General features: G+C 68.8%; 15 protein-coding genes. 7 read left to right on the plus strand and 8 right to left on the minus strand.

Translation table 11 applies throughout. From position 1 onward, the window contains the following. The first annotated feature begins 99 nt into the window (after positions 1-99). Positions 100-555: a hypothetical protein gene (locus RIF23_RS12650; RefSeq protein ID WP_310912692.1), complete on the plus strand. Its 456-nt coding sequence runs from the start codon at positions 100-102 to the stop codon at positions 553-555. 4 nt (positions 556-559) lie between these two features. Then, positions 560-1,468 carry an alpha/beta fold hydrolase gene (locus RIF23_RS12655; protein ID WP_310912693.1) on the plus strand — a complete coding sequence of 303 codons (909 nt, stop codon included), beginning with the start codon at positions 560-562 and terminating at the stop codon, positions 1,466-1,468. A 244-nt stretch (positions 1,469-1,712) separates the two neighbouring features. Here RIF23_RS12655 and cds1 read toward each other — a convergent pair whose 3' ends face one another. From cds1 to RIF23_RS12675, 4 genes are all read right to left on the minus strand, one after another. Next, positions 1,713-2,843, minus strand: coding sequence for an L-cysteine desulfhydrase Cds1 (gene cds1, locus RIF23_RS12660; protein ID WP_310912694.1), 1,131 nt, complete (start codon positions 2,841-2,843; stop codon positions 1,713-1,715). A gap of 51 nt (positions 2,844-2,894) precedes the next feature. Then, the gene (locus tag RIF23_RS12665; protein WP_310912695.1) at positions 2,895-3,221 is read right to left on the minus strand and encodes a tetratricopeptide repeat protein; all 327 of its coding nucleotides are present in this window, start codon (positions 3,219-3,221) and stop codon (positions 2,895-2,897) included. A gap of 118 nt (positions 3,222-3,339) precedes the next feature. Further along, positions 3,340-4,188, minus strand: a complete 849-nt coding sequence (locus RIF23_RS12670) for a carbonic anhydrase (RefSeq protein WP_310912696.1) — start codon at positions 4,186-4,188, stop codon at positions 3,340-3,342. 75 nt (positions 4,189-4,263) lie between these two features. Further along, the gene (locus RIF23_RS12675) at positions 4,264-6,801 is read right to left on the minus strand and encodes a DNA gyrase/topoisomerase IV subunit A (RefSeq protein WP_310912697.1); all 2,538 of its coding nucleotides are present in this window, start codon (positions 6,799-6,801) and stop codon (positions 4,264-4,266) included. Between the two features lie 170 nt (positions 6,802-6,971). Here RIF23_RS12675 and RIF23_RS12680 point away from each other — a divergent pair, with 170 nt between their 5' ends. Continuing rightward, positions 6,972-9,122 (plus strand): RecQ family ATP-dependent DNA helicase, encoded by a 2,151-nt coding sequence (locus tag RIF23_RS12680; protein ID WP_310912698.1) that lies wholly within the window; start codon positions 6,972-6,974, stop codon positions 9,120-9,122. Between the two features lie 12 nt (positions 9,123-9,134). Here the strand turns inward: RIF23_RS12680 and RIF23_RS12685 are convergent, their stop codons facing one another. After that, on the minus strand, positions 9,135-9,497 hold the full coding sequence (locus RIF23_RS12685; RefSeq protein WP_310912699.1) for a hypothetical protein: 363 nt from the start codon (positions 9,495-9,497) through the stop codon (positions 9,135-9,137). A gap of 197 nt (positions 9,498-9,694) precedes the next feature. Between RIF23_RS12685 and RIF23_RS12690 the strand changes: the two genes are divergently transcribed. Continuing rightward, positions 9,695-10,519, plus strand: a complete 825-nt coding sequence (locus tag RIF23_RS12690) for an SAM-dependent methyltransferase (protein ID WP_310912700.1) — start codon at positions 9,695-9,697, stop codon at positions 10,517-10,519. Positions 10,520-10,595: 76 nt separating this feature from the next. Here the strand turns inward: RIF23_RS12690 and RIF23_RS12695 are convergent, their stop codons facing one another. Both RIF23_RS12695 and RIF23_RS12700 read right to left on the minus strand, forming a co-directional pair. Continuing rightward, positions 10,596-11,315, minus strand: coding sequence for an ABC transporter ATP-binding protein (locus RIF23_RS12695; protein ID WP_310912701.1), 720 nt, complete (start codon positions 11,313-11,315; stop codon positions 10,596-10,598). Beyond that, complete coding sequence (locus tag RIF23_RS12700) at positions 11,312-12,388, minus strand: ABC transporter permease (RefSeq protein WP_310912702.1); 1,077 nt, start codon at positions 12,386-12,388, stop codon at positions 11,312-11,314. Before RIF23_RS12700 ends, RIF23_RS12695 begins: the two co-directional genes overlap by 4 nt. A gap of 201 nt (positions 12,389-12,589) precedes the next feature. Between RIF23_RS12700 and RIF23_RS12705 the strand changes: the two genes are divergently transcribed. Further along, complete coding sequence (locus RIF23_RS12705; protein WP_310912703.1) at positions 12,590-13,879, plus strand: sensor histidine kinase; 1,290 nt, start codon at positions 12,590-12,592, stop codon at positions 13,877-13,879. After that, positions 13,876-14,514 carry a response regulator transcription factor gene (locus tag RIF23_RS12710; RefSeq protein WP_310912704.1) on the plus strand — a complete coding sequence of 213 codons (639 nt, stop codon included), beginning with the start codon at positions 13,876-13,878 and terminating at the stop codon, positions 14,512-14,514. Before RIF23_RS12705 ends, RIF23_RS12710 begins: the two co-directional genes overlap by 4 nt. 16 nt (positions 14,515-14,530) lie before the next feature. On the opposite strand, the gene RIF23_RS12715 is transcribed toward RIF23_RS12710, so the two are convergent. Beyond that, positions 14,531-15,421 carry a carbohydrate kinase family protein gene (locus RIF23_RS12715; RefSeq protein ID WP_310912942.1) on the minus strand — a complete coding sequence of 297 codons (891 nt, stop codon included), beginning with the start codon at positions 15,419-15,421 and terminating at the stop codon, positions 14,531-14,533. Between the two features lie 255 nt (positions 15,422-15,676). Between RIF23_RS12715 and RIF23_RS12720 the strand changes: the two genes are divergently transcribed. Further along, a complete protein-coding gene (locus RIF23_RS12720; RefSeq protein ID WP_310912943.1) occupies positions 15,677-18,400 on the plus strand; it encodes a bifunctional acetate--CoA ligase family protein/GNAT family N-acetyltransferase in 2,724 nt (907 codons plus the stop codon). Positions 18,401-18,571: the final 171 nt, after the last annotated feature.

An 18,571-nucleotide genomic window follows, 5' to 3' on the forward strand; every position in this document is an offset into this window, starting at 1 on the left:
TGGAAGCGCGGGGGTGTGGCGGCTGGGGCGAACCCCAGGCCATGGACCAGTTCGGGTCGCTGGCGGACATCGGGGATAGCGCCAGGCATGATGGGAGGCATGCCTGGCAACACTGACCCCGACGGGACCAAGCACCGAACCATCACCCTGGTAGAGGCCTACGTCGCCAAGGACGCCACGGCCGTGGCCGAGGCGGTGGACGCCATCGACACCGAAGAACGGGTCACCGCGAGTATCTCGGAACTCAAGGTCCTCGCATCTTTTCTCACCCGGCGGGTCCAGGACACGGGGGTGGCCTGGCAGCCGGCGGACGCGCGGGAGGCGGTGGCCCGGGCGGTCGCCGACCTGTTGGAGCCCGAGGTGGAACTGGCCGTGGTATCCACCTGGGAGGCCTACTCCGTGGGGGAACGCGCCGCGGCCGAGCACTTCACCCAGGGCGATCCACTCGTGTTCGCCCACATGCTCGCCGCGTTCACAGCCGCGATCGGGCAGGCTGTGTACACCCCCACGGAACTCATGGCAACCCTGCGAATGGCATCAGGACTTGCGGAGTGACCCAGTGACGACATTCACGGTGCACAGCGTTCCCGCCAACGGACTCCGGTTCGGCTACATCGAGGCGGGGGAGGCGGGTGAGGCTCCGCTGGCGCTGTGCCTGCACGGGTTCCCGGACACAGCCCACACCTTCCGGTACCTGCTCCCGGAGCTGGCGCGGGCCGGCTACTGGGCGGTGGCGCCGTTCATGCGTGGCTACGCCCCCACCGAGGTGCCCGAGGACGCCTGCTACGAGACGGCGGCTCTGGCCACCGACGTTAACGCGCTGCACGCGGCCCTGACCGGCAGTGGCCCGCGCAGCAGTACGGAGGACGGGCTGGGGCCGGGGGTCCTGATCGGACACGACTGGGGTGCGTTCGCCGCCTACGGCGCCGCGGCTCTGGAACCACGACGGTGGCGCAGTGTCGTTGCACTGAGCTCGCCACCGACACGGGCCATCATCCCGTCCTTTCTGGATTACGACCAGCTCCGCCGCTCCTTCCACCAGTTCCTGTTTCAGACCCCTCTGGCCGAGGCAGCGGTTATGCGCGACGACTACGCCTTCCTGCGGCGGCTGTGGACAGACTGGACGGTCGACTACGACCCGAGCACGGATCTCACCCACGTCCGCGCGGCCCTGCGGGACCAGGCCAACGTCACCGCGGCCATCAGCTACTTCCGCGGCATGTTCGACGTCTACCCGCGCTCCTCGCGCTACGCCAGCATCCGGCACCGGGCGCAGGCCGTCCCCACACATCCCGTGCTGTACCTCCAGGGGGAGCGGGACGGTTCCCTGGGGACGGATCTCGCGGAAAACGCCCGTTCGGTGTTCGCGGCGGATTCCGTGGTTGAGCTGGTGGAGGGAGTAGGACACTTCCCGCACCTGGAACGGCCCGCTCCGGTGAACCGACGGATCCTCGACTGGCTCAGCTAGCTCGGTGCTGGGGTGTCCCGATGGTTGCCGGGGCTGGACCGCCGCGAGAGTGCAGCCACCCCGCCAGAGCCCCAGACCCCGGGTGGAGCTGAGGCGGGGTCGGCACCTCGGGGCGGGCACCCATAGCATGAAAGCCGCCGAATGCCGCGGCGGCTTGGGGTCTGTTTCTTGGGGGTGGATATCGCCAGGCCAGACCCCAACCGCGCTCCCAGCCCCACGAAACAGGCTGGGGCCGGGGTGCGGGTTACTGCGGCGGTTCCCACGTCCCGGTCCGTAGCAGCTCCATGATCGCCGTGGTGTATGGAGCGAGGTCCATCCCCTGGTCGGCGACCCAGCCGTCGTCGTAGTAGCTGTGCCGATACCGGTCGCCGCTGTCACAGATGAGTGTGACCACACTGCCCTGGCGCCCCTCCCGCCGCATCTGCGCGAGCAGGTGCCACACGCCCCACAGGTTGGTGCCGGTGGAGCCGCCCGCACTGAGTCCGGTCACCTCGTACAGATGACGCATCGCGGCCACACTCGCGGCGTCCGGGACGGGAATCATCCGGTCGATGACCTCGGGGACGAAGCTGGGCTCGACCCGCGGGCGCCCGATCCCCTCGATCCGGGAGGGCAGTCCCGTCGCATAGTCGGGCGCACCGGTGACCCAGCTCGGGAAGAACGCGGAGTTCTCCGGATCCACCACTGCCAGCCGGGTGGCGTGTCGACAGTACCGAACGTAGCGTCCGACGGTAGCCGAGGTGCCGCCCGTGCCCGCCCCAACGACGATCCAGTCCGGGACGGGAAACCGCTCCAAGGCCATCTGTTCGAAGATCGACTCGGCGATGTTGTTGTTGCCGCGCCAGTCGGTGGCCCGTTCGGCATAGGTGAACTGGTCCATGTAGTGGCCGTTGGTCTCCGCGGCAAGCCGTTCGGCCTCGGTGTACATGTCCGCCGGGCGTTCCACGAAGTGGCAGCGTCCGCCGTGCCGTTCGATCAGCGCGATCTTTTCCGGGCTGGTGGATCGGGGTACCACGGTGACGAAGTCCACGCCGATCAGCTGCGCGAAGTACGCTTCGGACACGGCGGTGGAGCCGCTGGAGGCCTCCACGACGGTCGTACCTTCGGTGATCCAGCCGTTGGCCAGTCCGTACAGGAACAGCGACCGCGCCAGCCGGTGCTTGAGACTGCCCGTGGGATGCACGGACTCGTCCTTGAGGTACAGGTCGATTCCCCACTCCGGTGGAAGGGGGAACACGTGCAGGTGGGTGTCGGCGGAACGGTTCGCATCGGCCGCAACCCGGCGGATCGCCTCGTCCACCCAGGAGCGGGTGCGGACACAGGTCCGATCCACCGGGCCGTCGCGCCGGGGCTCGGGAATGGAATCGTCGGGCATGGGCGCAGGGTAGCCGGAACCCGGGACGCCGCTGGGCAGGACCCTGCCCGTTCAGTCGAGCGACCCGCCGGCCATTGCGGAGTGTAGCCGTCGGTAGCGATTGGCTTCGTCGTCGCGGCTCTGTCGTTCCAGCGCACGAGCGAGCGCGATGTGCGCCCAGTCGTCGGCCGGGTCGAGGTCGATGAGCAGCCGGAACACGTCCTCGGCCTTGCGCAGCTGGGCAGCGTGGAAGTAGGAGCGCCCCAGCAGCTCCAGCAGTGAACGGTTGTACGGTTCCTCTTCGGCCAGCGGGGCGAGCAGACGTGCCGCGGCCGCCGGATCCCCCAGCTCGAACCACAGCTGGGCGCGGGCATAGGTCTCGTAGGTCGTTTCCGACACCGGCAACTCCCTTCGTCGAGAACCGCAACAGCGGTGCCCTAGGAGGAATTCCCCGGATCCCGGAAGCTGAAAGGTCGCCCGCATCCCGAGCAGGTGCGGCAGCCGCCCAGCCCGCGCCTCACCGGTGTGCCGGGCGCAGATCCGTGAGGCGGCCGGTGTGCACGTCATAGCTGCCGGTGATGACCTCTGCACGCTCCCCGATTCGGGGATCCCGGGCCGCCGCGGATCCGTCCGCGCGGGCCCCGGCCAGCCGCTCCTCCCGGTCGGGCCGCGCCTTGCAGTCCTCGTGCACCAGCACGAGGAGGTCTACGGCACCGTGCGCGGCGACGTCGCCCGCCAGCCCGTCCAGCACCTCGTCGGTGACGTGGGCTCCGGCGTTGCGGCGTACCGTCACCGTGCCCAGATCCACATTCAGCAGCTCCTCGGGGTTGATGCGCGAGTCCATACAGGTGACCACGCTGAGATGCCGGGAACCGCGCGCGACGTCAACGGGCGGCTGGAACTGGGCCACGTAGCGCTCGTTGGCGGCGAGGACCGCCGAGATCTCGGACTCGGCGGGAACACCCGTCACCAGCTCCAGCCGGCCGGTGGTCACGTCGTAGCTACCCACGTGCACATCGAGCCCGAACAGCTGCGGATCCGCGCGCAGCGTCTCCAGGTCGGCACGCAGCGTCTCTGTGGTCTCCGGGGCATTTGGCGCGTCCGTGCTCAGTACGTGCAGGGCCTGCCTCGCCCCCAGGTGCTGTGCCACGGCGAGATCCCCACGCAGCGCGGCGGTGACCCGGGGCTCGGTGCTGCGGGGGAGTAGAGCGTCGCCCAACGCGAGCCCGAAGGCACGGTGCGGGTCGACGGCCGGATGCCCCACGATCGACACGGCCAACCCCCGGGACGTCCCCGCAGGAACCGCGCCGTGCCGGAACTGGGCGAGGTAGCGTTCGTTGACGGCCAGTAGCTCATCGATGGACATGTGACTCCCACAACCTGGTGAACACGCGGCCCGAGCAGTATCCCATCCCCAGTGTTGGGACGGGCAGCGCGGTGGTCAGTCGGTGGCTCGGTTCCCACCGCGCTGTGGCTGGGGAACCGTGCCGCTTCCCACCGACGCGATGGGGCGGGGAAGCCCCTCCCCGGAACCGTCCCGGCGTTCGTCGACGTCGGGAAGCCGCACCGGAGAGCCGTCGGACCGCGCGGCACGTGCCGGCCCCGGACCAACCCAGCCGAACAGCAGGGTGTCCTCTCCCTTGAGGAAACGGTGACACCGTACGCCGCCGGTCGCGCGACCCTTGCGGGGAAAGGCGGACAGGGGCGTTACCTTGGCCGCTCCAGGCTGGGTTCCGGGCAGGGCCGTGGACGAGCCCGCCACGGTCACCACCAGCGCAGCACCGGTGCCGCCCGCAGCGGCTCCGGCGGTGTCCCCAGTGTCCTCGTCCTGGTTAGCCACAGCGCCGAACCAGATCACCTCCGCACCGTCACCGAGTTTGATGCCGGTGACACCGCCGGCGGAACGCCCCTGGGGGCGGAGATTGCCGCAGCCGAACCGCAGCAGTTGGGCCTCGGACGTGACGAACACGACGTCTTCCTCTCCGCTGTGCAGTTCCGTCGCGCCCGCCAGGCGATCCCCGTCCCGCAGCGGGATGATCTCGAAGTCGTCTTTGTGGCTGGGATAGTCCGCCGTCACCCGTTTCACGATGCCCTGCCGGGTGCCGACCACCACCCCGGCACTGTTCTCGTCCAACGCCGCCAGCGCCACCGGACGTTCCCCCGCGTCGGCGTCGAGCTCCACGAACTCCGAGAGGGGGGCGCCGGAGGCTAACGGTGCGCTCTGTGAGGTCTCGGGGAGCTCGGGAATCTCCACCACGGGAAGCCGGATCATGCGCCCCAGGTCCGTCACCACGGCCACCTCCGCACGCACGGTGACCTCGGCACTGCTGGCGATGGCGTCGTGCTTGCCCCGGGGGCCGGTGTGTTGGGGCATCGGCGCGGAACCGGCGGTGCGGCCGAGCATGCCCGTCGTGGCAAGCACCACGGTGCACGGATCGTCGCCAACCTCCAGGGGCATGGCCGCGGTCCGGGTGACGCCGTCGCTCTCCACCAGCTGGGTGCGCCGGGGGTTGGCGTACTCCCGAGCGAGGTCCTTGAGCTCGTCCGAGACCAGGGCGCGCAGCTTCGGGTGGGACTCGAGGATGGCGGTCAGCTCGGAGATCTCAGAGTGCAGCTGGTCGCGCTCCCGTTCCAGTTCCAGACGGTCGAACCGGGTCAGTCGTCGTAGGGGGGTGTCGAGAATGTAGCGCGCCTGGACCTCGGACAGGTCGAAGGTGGCCATCAGGCGGCTGCGGGCGGTGGCCGTGTCGTCGGAGTCCCGGATCAGCGCGATGATCTCGTCGATATTGGTCAGCGCCACCAGCAGCCCGTCCACGAGGTGGAGCCGCTCCTGACGCTTGGTGCGCCGGTGTTCACACCGGCGGCGCACCACGTCCAGCCGGTGGTCGACGTAGACGGTCAACAACTCGCGCAGCCCCAGCGTCTGCGGCTGCCCGTCGACGAGAGCCACGTTGTTGATTCCGAAGCTCTCCTCCATCGGGGTGAGCCGATACAGCTCCTCGAGGACGGCTTCGGGATTGAACCCGTTCTTCAGTTCGATCACGAGCCGCAGGCCCTGGTTGCGGTCGGTGAGATCCTTCAGGTCCGCGATGCCCTGGATCTTCTTGGCCTGGACCAGCTCCTTGATGCGGGACACGACCTTTTCCGGGCCCACGTTGTAGGGCAGTTCCGTGACCACCAGGCCGGTGCGGCGGGCGGACACCTTCTCCACGGAGACGGTGGCACGGGTACGGAAGGTTCCGCGCCCGGTGCGGTAGGCATCCCGGATCCCGTCCAGCCCGATGATGGTGCCGCCGGTCGGCAGGTCGGGGCCGGGAACGAGCTCCATGAGCTCGTCCAATCCGGCGTCGGGGCGCTCCAGCAACAGGCGTGCGGCAGAGATGACCTCGCCCAGATTGTGCGGCGCCATATTGGTGGCCATTCCCACCGCAATCCCGGATGCGCCGTTGACGAGGAGATTGGGGAACGCCGCGGGCAGCGTCGTGGGTTCCTGCTCCTGGCCGTCGTAGTTGGGCTGGAAGTCCACGACGTTCTCGTCGATGGACGCGGTCATGAGCTGGGCCGCGGGAGGCAGCCGCGCCTCGGTGTACCGCATCGCGGCGGGGGCGTCGTCCCCACCGAGGGAACCGAAGTTTCCGTGCCCGTCGACCAGGGGAACGCGCATCGCGAAGGACTGGCTCATGCGAACCAGAGCGTCGTAGATCGCGGCGTCGCCGTGTGGGTGCAGTTTACCCATCACCTCACCGACGACGCGGGCGCACTTCACGTGGGCCCGGTCCGGGCGCAGCCCCATCTCGTTCATCTGGTACAGGATGCGTCTCTGTACCGGCTTGAGCCCGTCCCGGGCGTCGGGGAGCGCTCGCTGGTAGATCACCGAGTAGGCGTACTCCAGGAAGCTACCGCGCATTTCCTCGCCGACGTCGATGTCCACGATCTGTTCGGCGAGCTCGTCCGGTGGGTGGGAGGTTGTACGGGCCATGCTGGTCATTGTGGCCCGTGTCGAAGACTGGTTCGAACGTGGCCCGCCGCTTGTGGCGGACACGTGGCCCGATCCACGTACCGTGGCCAGGGGCGCGACCCCGCCGATCGCGGGTTGCGGTTGTGGACGCGCCGGTGCTCCGGAGCGGACGGCTCTGGTAGCAACAAGGTATGGCCATCCACTCCGGGGCGGGGCTCGAGCCGGACACGGGAGACGCCCAGCTCCGCCTCCACGCCGAACAACACCTACGGGCACTGGCAGGCCCACACGCCGAGCTGCGGGACGACCAGTGGTGGGCGATTCACGCACTGGTCGTCGACCGGCGCCGGGCCCTGGTCGTGCAGCGCACCGGATGGGGAAAGTCTGCGGTGTACTTCGTGGCCACCGCGTTGTTGCGGGCCCGGGGCGCCGGTCCGACCGTGATCGTCTCCCCACTTCTGGCGCTGATGCGCAACCAGATCGCCGCGGCCGAACAGGCAGGAATCCAGGCCCGCACCATAAACAGCGCCAACCTGACCGCCTGGGACGAGATCTACACCGAGATTATCGCCGGGGCTGTGGATCTTCTGCTGGTCAGCCCGGAGCGCCTCAACCATCCGGACTTCGTGGAGAAGGTGCTGCCCCCACTGTCGAGTGGGGCCGGGCTGGTCGTGGTGGACGAGGCACACTGCATCTCCGACTGGGGGCATGACTTCCGGCCGGACTACCGTCGCATCCGCAGTGTGCTCGCTGAGCTCCCGTCCAGGGTTCCGGTGCTCGCCACCACGGCGACGGCCAATGCCCGGGTCACCGAGGACGTTGCGGAACAACTCGGTGGTGGGGACGCGGAGCCGCCGCTGGTGCTGCGGGGTGCCCTGGACCGGAAGAGTCTGCATCTGTCCGTGGTGCGCCTGCCGGACACACCAACTCGGCTCGCCTGGCTTGCCACGCACCTGTGTCGACTGCCGGGCGCGGGCATTGTGTACACACTGACGGTTGCCGCGGCCAGCGAGGCCGCGGAGTTCCTGGCCGGCCGGGGATACCGGGTTCGTTCGTACAGCGGCCAAAGCGATGCGGCCGAGCGGCAGCAGGTCGAGGATGAGCTGCTCGCCAACCAGGTCGACGTCGTGGTGGCAACCAGTGCCTTGGGGATGGGGTTCGACAAGCCCGATCTTGGTTTCGTGGTCCATCTGGGTGCTCCACAGTCCCCGATCGCCTACTACCAGCAGGTGGGGCGTGCCGGCCGGGGGGTGCAGCGAGCCGAGGTCGTACTACTGCCCAGCGAGGCGGATCCCGAGATCTGGGAGTACTTCACCACCACCGCCATACCCGCCGAGGAGACCGTGCGGCAGGTCCTCGACACGCTCAACGCGGATGGGGAGCCCTGGTCCCTGCCCCGGCTGGAGACCCAGGTCAACCTCAACCGGGCGCGTCTGGAACAGATGTTGAAGATCCTCGACGTCGACGGTGCAGTGCGCCGTCAGCGCGGCGGTTGGACGGCCACCGGCCGGCCCTGGACCTACGACACCCAGCGCTATGCCGCGATCACCGCGGCTCGGCGCCGGGAGCAGCAAGCGATGCTGGACTACATTTCCACCTCCGCCTGCCGGTTGGAGTACCTGCGTCGCCAACTCGACGATCCGGAGCTCGCGCCATGTGGCCGCTGCGACAACTGTGTGGGCAGCTCCTGGACCGCTGGGACTGATCCCCAGCACCATGCCGCGGCCGAGGCTTTCCTCGACCGGCCCGGTGTGGCGGTGCATCCGCGGCGCCAGTGGCCCATCGGGATGCCCACCCTGGGGGTGCAGCTCAGCGGCCGGATTCCGGGGCAGGAGCAGGCCAGTACCGGGCGTGCACTGACCCGGCTGACCGGGCTGGGATGGGCCCGCCGCGTGCGGGAGCTGCTGGCCACGGACGCACCGGATCAGCCGGTAGACGAGGACGTGTTCCAGGCGGTGGTACGGGTGTTGGCGGACTGGCAGTGGGAGCACCGCCCCGTCGGCGTGGTCGCGATGCCGTCGCTGCGGCGGGCGCGTCTGGTCCACGAGCTCGCACGCCGAGTGGCGCAGCTCGGCCGGCTCACGTTCCTGGGCAGCTTGGGCTACACCACTCCCGCGGGTGTGGGCCCGCGCCGCGGCAACAGCGCGCTGCGGCTGGCCGACCTCACCAGCGCCGTGACCGTTCCGGAACCGACGTGTCGGGCACTGGCAGCGGTGTCTGGGCCGGTGCTGCTCGTGGACGACTATATGGACACGGGCTGGACGATGACGGTGGGGGCGCGTCTGGCGCGCCAGGCCGGCGCCGCCGAGGTGCTTCCGCTGGTGCTCGCCGCCCGTGGATAGTCTCGGATGGTCTCAACTCACCCGGCCGCTCCCCCGACACAGTAGACAGATGTAGCCCGGCTCCACAGTGTCGGTCGCTTCACCCCGACAGCGTGGGCAGGTGGTGGGAGTGACCGGGATGCCCATGGCCTGAATTCCGGCGCGACGCCGGTCGAGCTGCCGGCGTTCGGAGAGCAGCTGGGGCAGGCGTCCGTCCTCGATCATCGCGATGACCAGCTCCACGATGTCCTGGCCGGTGCCTAATCGCAGGGTTTGGACGTCCTTGACCATTCCGATCGCCTCGCCCATCGATGCGCCGGTGCGGATCCGGATTATGGCCAGGGCCCGATTTCCCGGACGTGGAGTGATTCCCTCACTCGGAATCGGTAGCTTCATGGCGCCGTCCATAATCGTACCGTCACGAAATGTTGGTCAAGGATCCGGGGAACACGGACCGGACACTCCAGGGAGTGCGGTTGTGGGCATTCCTGAACGACCTTCCGTCTCCGGATTTTTGTGGGATTCTCCACCGGTTCCGGGATTGCAGGATAGACTGCCGGCCACTCCCCTCCGAGTAGAGCAAGGCAATCGCGATGGCGAATGATCCCAACTCCCCCCAGTACTCCGAGTTCATCGACATCAATCTCTCCGTTCCCACCGTTGCACGGATCTATGACTGGCTGTTGAACGGCAAGGACAACTTCGTGGCCGACCGTGAGGCCGGCCACGAGTTTCTCAGGATCGCACCCGAACTGCGACAGATCGCTCTGGACAACCGTGCGTGGCTCTCCCGGGTGGTGACCAGGATGGCTGCGGACTGCGGTGTCGATCAGTTTCTGGATGTCGGCTCCGGACTTCCCACTGTGGACAACACCCACCAGGTGGCCCAGCGTGTCCTCCCCGGTGCGCGGGTGATCTACGTCGACAACGATCCGGTTGTCCTCACCCACGGGCGCGCGATTCTCGACGACAATCTCAACACCACGGTGATTACCGCGGACGTCCGCGAACCGAAGAGCATTCTCGAACACCCTGACACCCAGGCACTTCTCGACTTTTCCCGCCCCGTGGGGGTGCTGCTGATCGCACTGACCCACTGCCTCAAGGACGATGACCACCCCGCGGTGATGTACGAGCAGCTCCTGGACGCGATGCCGTCCGGATCCTACGTGGCCTACTCACACATCGTGTGTGCGGACGAAGCGGTGGGCCAGCGCCTCACCGACTCCGTGCTGGAGGCGACGCACGGCAGCTGGGGACGGGTGCGCACCCCGGAGGAGGCCGTGAGTATCGTGGACCGGCTCGGACTTCACGTCCTGGAGCCCGGCTACGTGGACATTCGGGGCTGGCCGGAGCGCGAACCTCCCGAGGCAGCCACCGGGGTGTGGGAGATCGGGGGACTGGCTCGCAAACCCTGACCTGGGAAGCGACCTCCCGCCGTCGCGGGCAGCGCCCGCACGTGGGGGTGGGAAGCCCCGCCCCCACGCACTCCCGTCACCCGCGTGCTCCAGCATGCTGGGCTACGGCGGTTCCATACCCCTGCGGGTGGCACTCCAGACGGCCATCCCGCAGAACCGAGACATGGTCGGTCCGGGCGAGGTGTTCGGTGTCGTGGGTGACGACCACGGTCGCCAGCCGGTGGGCGTGGGTCACCTCGGCCAGCAGCGCCATCACCTGCGCTCCCCGCTCCTGATCGAGGGCGGCGGTGGGCTCGTCCACCAGCAGCACTGCCGGATCCCCGGCCAGGGCACGCGCGATGTTCACACGTTGACGTTCCCCACCGGACAGGGCGGCCGGGCGACGATGCTCCTTACCGTCAAGACCGACGGTAGCCAGCAGCCGTCGCGCCGCGGCGCGACGGTCCCGGGGGCGCTGGCCGCGCATGTGCGCGGTGACGAGGAGTTGATCGATGGCGGTCAGCGATGCCAACAGGTTGGGTTGCTGGAACATGATCCCGATCCGGTTTAGCCGTAGCCGCGCCAGGGAGGCCGCACTGTGGGCGGCCGTGTCGGTCCCGTCGATGCGTACGCGTCCCGATGTCGGGGTGATGAGGGTTGCCGCGACCGCGAGCAGGCTCGACTTCCCCGAACCCGACGGCCCCACGATCGCGTGCAGTTCCCCCGGAGCCACCTCCAGGGAGACGTGGTCGAGGGCGGTCACGGTCGTGTCCCCGTCGGGATAGGTCAGGGTGATATCCCGCAGGCTGATGCTCATCGTGCACTCCCCAGGGCGGTCAGCGGGTCGACGGACGTGATGCGGCGCACGGTGAGTACGGCACCGAGCATGCCCAGACCGAGCATGCCGAGGACGGGTGGAATCGTGGTGGCGCCGCTCAACTCGAACGGGACAGTGCGCTCGGCGAGGGCACCCACCCCCCAGCCGAGGGTGGCTCCGACCCCGGCGCCCAGCGTCAGTACGATCGCCGCCTGCACCAGGGCATCGCGCACCAGGTAGCTGGTGGATCCACCCAGTGCCTTGAGTACGGCGACGTCGCCGGCCCGTTGGATCGTCCACACGGTCAGAAACGCCCCCACGACCAGCGCCGAGATCACATAGAGGAAACCCTGGATCATCAGGAGCGACCCGTTCTCGGCGGAGAAGGATGCCACTCCGGCGCGGCTGTCGGTGTGGGTTTCGGTGACGGTGGTCGCGGCCTCGTCCAGCTCCGCGGGATCCTGCCCGTCCAGATCGGCGACCAGCACGGTTGCGGTTGGGGGATCGCTTCCGGTGGGGACCATGTCCCGCCAGGATTCCAGCGAGGTCCACACCACCGGGGTGTGGCTGTAGTAAGCCGCTGGTGTGGTCCCGGTGACCGGGTAGTCGACATCGCCGAGCCCGATCGTGTCACCGGTGTCGACCCCCTCCTCCTCGGCCAGCGACGCACTGACGACCACTCCCGTGTCTCCGAGGTCGTCGGGGGCCAGCACACTGTGCGGTCGCGCCGCCAACACGGTGACCGCGGTGCTGCCGGAGTCCTCGAGCTCGGCCTGGCCGGGCGTCAGCCCCAGGGGTTCCACCCAGGCCGGTGCTTGTGCGTCCCGCCAGGTGTGGAGTTGCTGCTCGGTGATCGCACTGTCGGCGAAGGACACCTCCGGAGTGGCCTCGCCGGTGGCGCCGAAGACGATGTGACTACCCGGAAGGCTGGTGACGGCCGAGGTGGACTGGCTGGCCAGACCGGCGGTCAGGCCGGACAGCAACACGACCAGCAGTGTGATGAGGCCGACCACCAGCCCCAGAAGCGCGAACCTTCCCCGGGCGGAGTAGATGTCGCGGATGGCGAGAAACACGGGACCCCTTCCTGCGTGTGGTGATGCCCCGGAGGGGACGGTGCGGGCGCTGGAACGAACGCCGCGGTCAATCACCACAGTGCCGCCACCCACCCTCGCCCCGCGTCGCGCCACCGGAGGATCCGGCCACGTCGTACGGGGGAGCCCCGGATCAACCGTTTGGTTGAGGCGCCTGAGCAGGCAGGACGTTAGCCTTGGGGCATGGTCTCGGGGTGGCAGCCGGCCGTCGGCCAACTGTCCGCGGGCAGTACCACCGTGCTGCGCTCGCTGCGTGTGGCTCTGCACACCGCGTTTTTCATGTTGGTGGCGGTCGCCGTGGTCCGCCTGTTCACCGTGCATCCGATGGGGCCACACACCTGGGCTGCGGCCGGCGGAGCCGTCGCCCTGGTCGTGCTCTACACGGCCGGTGCCCTGGTACGCAGGTGGCGTCCCAGTCGCGGTTGGGCGCTGGTGTGGTTGGCTGCGGTCACCGCCGTGTGGGCGCTGTTGCTGGCGCACAACCCGGATTTCTCCTGGGTCGCCTTCCCCCTGTTCTTTCTGCACCTGTACCTGTTGCGGGGCCTGCACGCCCTAGTGGCCGTTGGGGTGATCACCACGGCTGTGGTGCTCGCGCAGGTGTGGCACGTCCAGCAGGTGTCGATTCCGATCGTGTTGGGGCCGGCGCTGGGAGCCGGCTGCGCCGTTGTCCTGGCCGTGGGCTACGCCGTGCTGTACCGGGAGAACGAACACCGCAGACAACTGATCGAAGACCTCACCCGCACCCAGGACGAGCTGGCCCGGTCCCAGCACACCGCCGGAGTACTCGCCGAGCGCGCCCGCCTTGCCCGCGAGATCCACGACACTCTCGCCCAGGGATTGTCCAGCATCGTGTTGCTGTTGCGTACGGCGGAGCGGGACCGGGAGGCCGGAGGTGTGGGGAATCGCGGGGATGCGGGGGAGCGGGCCGTGGGGAAGATCGAGGCGAGCGCCGCGGTGGAACCGCTCCGCGAGGCACGGCAGGCCGCTGAGGCGAACCTGGCCGAGGCGCGTCGCTTCGTGCGGGCCCTGACCCCGCCAGACCTGGAGCACGACACACTCCCGCAGGCCCTGGAACGTCTGTGCGCGCGGGTGGGCCGGGAGGCCGGGATCGACTGCCGGTTCCACCTGGTCGGTGCGGTAGCTACCCTCCCCCGTGGCCACGAGATCGCGCTGCTTCGGGCTGCCCAGGCGAGTTTGGCGAACGTGCGTGCCCACGCCCGCGCGAACGGTGCCGTGGTCACCCTCGCGTTCCTGGACACCGAGGTGACCCTGGACGTGGTTGACAACGGGGTTGGCTTCGAACCGGGGCAACCGCCCACCGCGGGCGACGACACCACCGGCTATGGGCTGTCCGCGCTACGGGAACGCACGGCCGTTCTGGGTGGGGAACTCACCGTGGAGTCCACGGTGGGTGCGGGAACAGCCGTGGCCGTGCGACTGCCCCTCGCCGAGGGTTGGGAGGTGCCGGATTGAGTCGCGATCCGATCCGGATCCTGCTGGTGGATGACCATCCCGTTGTCCGGCGCGGACTCCGGGCCATGTTCGCCGAACGTGCGGATATGGCGGTGGTCGCCGAAGCCGAGGACGGACGTGCGGCCTGTGCCCGGAGCGCCGAGGTGGACGTTGACGTGGTGTTGATGGACCTCCGGATGCCCGGCGGCACCGACGGGGTCACGGCCATCCGGGAGATCACCGCACGCCCGCAGGCGCCGCCGATCCTGGTGTTGACCGTCTACGATACCGACGCCGACATCCTCGCCGCCGTCGAGGCGGGCGCCACCGGATACATGCTCAAGGACGCACCCCCCGAACAGCTCTGCGACGCTGTCCACGCGGCCGCCCGCGGCGAGACGGCCCTCGCCCCCGGCGTCGCCGCGCGCCTCATGGAACGGGTTCGGGGGCCACAGCCGGCCCTCAGCAGTCGGGAGATCGAGATTCTCGGGTTGTTGGAACACGGGTTGACGAACCGGGAGATCGCCCGGGAGCTGGTGGTCAGCGAAGCCACCGTCAAAACGCACCTGGTGCACATCTACACCAAGCTCGACGTGGACAATCGGACGGCCGCCATTTCCGTGGCCCGCCACCGTGGCCTGATCCGCAGCCACTGAGGGGCCGGCCGGGACCCTACTCGGACAGGTCGGGCCGTGCCCCCGGCTGTTGCAGGGCCTTGGCCGCCAGGCGATGCCCGTTGACCAGACCGTCCTTGGGGTGGCGACCACCCAGCCACGGTGGCAGGAAACCAGCCATGAACGCGTCCCCGGCACCGATAGAGCCCGGTGTGGGCTCCACAGGCTCCGGCTGTACCGTCACAATGTCGTCGTGGGTCTTGGACGCCCACAGTGCCCCCGCGTCGCCCAGCTTCAGCACGACATTCGGGTACCAGGCGGTCAGGACTTTCGCGGCCGCGGCACTGTCCTCCCGCCCCGTCAATACGGTGGCCTGCTGCGCGTTGGCGAACAGCAGCTGGGCGCCGCTGGTCCATTCCAGGAAGGACTCAGGGCCGGCCCGTTCCAGGGGCGCGTGCGACCCGGCGTCGACCGAGACGGACATCCCGGCCTCGTGTCCGAGGCGCAGTCCGCGGCGGGCCGCGGTGCGCGACCCCTCCTGGAGCAGGGTGAAACCCGAGACGTGCAGATGTGTCTTGGGAGCGAACACGTCCGGTGGCAGGTCCTCCGGCTGGAGGGCGGCGTTGGCTCCGGCGTCGCTGAGCATGGTGCGGTCGCCGCGATGCGTGATCATCACGACGCACGTTCCGGTCGGGCGTTCCGGGTCCATCACCATCCGGGCCTCGATGCCGTAGCCCATCAGCTCCATCTCGCGGGTTCGACCGGTGATGTCCGAACCACGACGGCCCACAAGGGTGGTGTCCACCCCCTCGATTGCCAACCACGCCGCCACGTTGGCGCCCGAACCACCGCCGTACATGATGACCGAGGCCGGTGTGTCGCTGCCGCGCGCCAGGGGATGGAACGCCCGGGCGACAGCGTCGGTCATGAGATCTCCGATCACGACCACTCGCGTCATTGTCTGTGCCACCACCTATTGCTGGCCGCTCTGGGCCACTCCTCCGCGTCCTCCGCGATATCAGCGCGAACATGACGGTAACAGGTCTCGATGCAGCCGCGGGTAACGAACTCGCACACATGTCTGTGGGGCCGCCGGGGCGACGCCTGCCCGCGGTATGCCGGGGGTGGAGCCCACCGCGTGCCACGCGATGTCGGAGGCACATGTGATACCGCGCCGGCGGGCACGTCGTCTAATCTCGGGGGCGTGCAGCCCTACCCGAACCATTGGGAAGCCGACGTCGTACTGACCGACGGCGGAACCGCCCACCTGCGCCCGATCACCCCCGACGACGCGGACCTACTGCGGGATTTTCACTCCCGCCTCTCCCCGGAGACGATCTACTTCCGCTTCTTCGCCCCGTATCCGAAGCTGTCCAGTCGGGACGTGGAGCGGTTTACCCAGGTTGACTACGACGACCGGGTGGCGCTCGTCGCCACCATCGGTGACGTCATGGTGGCGGTGGTGCGCTACGACCGCATCGACGCCGAATCTGCGGAGGTGGCCTTCGTGGTCGCCGACGCTCACCAGGGGCGTGGCCTGGCCTCCGTGCTTCTGGAGCACATCGGGGCCGTGGCACGGGAACGCGGAGTGCGGCGGTTCATCGCCGACGTGTTGCCTGAGAACCGCCGCATGGTCAATGTTTTCCGGGAAGCCGGATACACCGCCCAACAGACCTTCGACGAGGGGGTGCTGCGCCTCACCCTTGACCTCGAACCAACCGAGGACGCGGTGGAGGTGATGCGGGCCCGAGAACAGCGTGCCGAGGCCCGGTCGATTTCCCGGCTGCTCACCCCCGCTTCGGTCGCCGTGATCGGTGCGAGTCGCGCCGCGCACAGTATCGGCCAGACGGCACTGCGCAACCTGCTCTCCGGGGACTTCCGCGGACCGGTGTTCCCCGTGCACCCCCAGGCTCCGGCCGTCGCCGGCGTGCGCGCCTATCCCAGCGTCCTCGACATTCCCGATCCTGTGGATCTGGCCGTGGTGGCGGTGCCCGCAGAGATGGTGCACGACGTCGTCGAACAGTGCGCCACCGCCGGCGTACACGGTCTCGTGGTGGTCAGCTCCGGCTTCGCCGAGTCCGATTCCCCGGAAGGTAGGGAACGCCAGGAAGACCTGGTGCGTACGGCACGGGCCGCCGGACTGCGCGTGGTGGGTCCCAACTGCCTCGGCATCGTCAACACCGACCCCGATATCCGGCTCAATGCCACCCTCGCCGCCGACATCCCCACCCGCGGGCCGATCGGTTTCTTCTCCCAGTCGGGTGCCCTGGGACGTGCCATCCTCCAGCGGGTCGCCCAACGGGGGATGGGACTGTCAACGTTCGTCTCCGCCGGCAACCGGGCCGACGTGTCCGGCAACGATCTGATCCAGTACTGGGAGGAGGATCCCGCCACCAAAGTCGTGTTGCAGTACCTGGAGTCGCTCGGAAACCCGCGCAAGTTCACCCGCTTGGCTCGACGCCTGGCACAGCACAAGCCCGTGGTCGCGGTGCGCAGCGGCGGGTCCTCACACGGCATCCCTCTTGGGCATGCGGCGGAGGCGGTGGCTCTGCCGGACTACGCGGTGACATCATTGTTCCGTCAGGCTGGCGTGGTGCGCGTGGAGGACATCACCCAGATGTTCGACATCGCCCAGCTGTTCGCCTATCAGCCACTACCTCAGGGGCCACGGGTGGCGATTGTGGGCAACTCCGACTCGCTCGGGCTCATCGCCAAGGACGCCTGCCTGGGGGCCAGTCTACGACCCCGGGAGCCCATCGACCTGGGGCCCAATGCCACCGCAGACGACTTCGACCAAGCCCTGGCCTCAGTGCTGGCCGACGACACGGTGGACTCGGTGGTGGTGGTGTTCACCCCCGCCCTCGCCCCGATCACCGGCGACGTCGCCGAGGTGATGCGGTCTCGGTCCGCCACGGCAAGCAAGCCGATCGTGACCACCTACCTCGGTTACCAGGGGCTTCCGGAGGATCTGCGGCACGTGGACGCCGATGGTGCCACCACCGCCGGATCGATTCCCTCTTATCCCGCGCCGGAGGATGCCGCCCGTGTGCTGAGCCACGCCACCCGGTACGCGATGTGGCGGCGACGTGACCCCGGCCGGCATCCCGAACTCGCCGACATCGACAGGGCACGGGCACGGGCACTGATTACCGATGCTCTGACCAGTGGCGAGGAGAGTGTTGCCCCGAGTTCGGTCTGGTTCTCCAGTGAGCCCTCCCACAACGAGGAGTCGGCGCTGTCCATCTCCGCGACGCGTGAGCTCCTCGCCTGCTACGGCATCTCGATGCTGCCGGATGCGCAGGTGTCCTCGGCGGAGGAGGCTGTGGCCGCCGCCGAACGGATCGGATACCCCGTCGTGGTCAAGGCGGATGCTCCGGACCTGCGGATGCGTGCCGGCGGCAGCGGTATCCGCGCCGACCTGTACGGGCCGGATGACGTGCGGGGCGCATTCACCTCCCTGGACGATCGGCTCGGCTCGGAGGCCATGCTGGTCGTGCAGGGGATGGTCGACCCGGGAGTGCCCGTGGTGATCCGGGCCGGGGAGAATCCGTCGTTCGGGTCGGTCGTGGCCTTCGGGCTCGCCGACGTCACCGCGGAACTCCTCGACGACCGGGCTTATCGCCTGGCGCCGCTGACCGACACCGACGCCGCCGACCTCGTGCGTGCCGTCCGTGCCTCCCCACTGCTGTTCGGACTGCCGGCTGGCGCGTCCTCACTGGCCGAAGCCCCGGACGTGGAAGCCCTGGAAGAGCTGTTGGTGCGCGTGTCCCGCCTGGTGGACGCGCTTCCCGAAGTCGCCCACATGGACCTGCACTCGGTCATCGTGAACGCCTCCGGCGCCCAGGTCCTCGGGGCGCGGGTGTGGCTGCGTCCAGCCCCGGAAGTGCGCCTCGACCACGGTCCGCGCCGGTTGCGTGCGCCGTTCTGAGCACGGGGTCGCTATGATGCCGCCTGCCGGTGCGTTTCGGCTGGCGGTGGTGGTCGCAGCCCCCGTTCTTGTTCGGAGGTCGGGTGCGGGTTCGGACATGGGAACCATCCGTTGCGGGGATGAAGGTGCCGGTGGTCGGGTCGCCGTGAGTCGTAGGCGCCGTGTCGGCCG

The organism is Lipingzhangella rawalii, from assembly GCF_031628175.1.
Lineage (GTDB): Bacteria > Actinomycetota > Actinomycetes > Streptosporangiales > Streptosporangiaceae > Lipingzhangella_A > Lipingzhangella_A rawalii.

Coding starts and splice junctions, on each gene's coding strand:
- RIF23_RS12650 (WP_310912692.1), top strand. CDS start 100: ATGCCTGGCAACACTGACCCCGACGGGACCAAGCACCGAACCATCACC.
- cds1 (WP_310912694.1), bottom strand. CDS start 2,843: ATGCCCGACGATTCCATTCCCGAGCCCCGGCGCGACGGCCCGGTGGAT.
- RIF23_RS12670 (WP_310912696.1), bottom strand. CDS start 4,188: ATGTCCATCGATGAGCTACTGGCCGTCAACGAACGCTACCTCGCCCAG.
- RIF23_RS12675 (WP_310912697.1), bottom strand. CDS start 6,801: ATGGCCCGTACAACCTCCCACCCACCGGACGAGCTCGCCGAACAGATC.
- RIF23_RS12680 (WP_310912698.1), top strand. CDS start 6,972: ATGGCCATCCACTCCGGGGCGGGGCTCGAGCCGGACACGGGAGACGCC.
- RIF23_RS12685 (WP_310912699.1), bottom strand. CDS start 9,497: ATGAAGCTACCGATTCCGAGTGAGGGAATCACTCCACGTCCGGGAAAT.
- RIF23_RS12690 (WP_310912700.1), top strand. CDS start 9,695: ATGGCGAATGATCCCAACTCCCCCCAGTACTCCGAGTTCATCGACATC.
- RIF23_RS12695 (WP_310912701.1), bottom strand. CDS start 11,315: ATGAGCATCAGCCTGCGGGATATCACCCTGACCTATCCCGACGGGGAC.
- RIF23_RS12705 (WP_310912703.1), top strand. CDS start 12,590: ATGGTCTCGGGGTGGCAGCCGGCCGTCGGCCAACTGTCCGCGGGCAGT.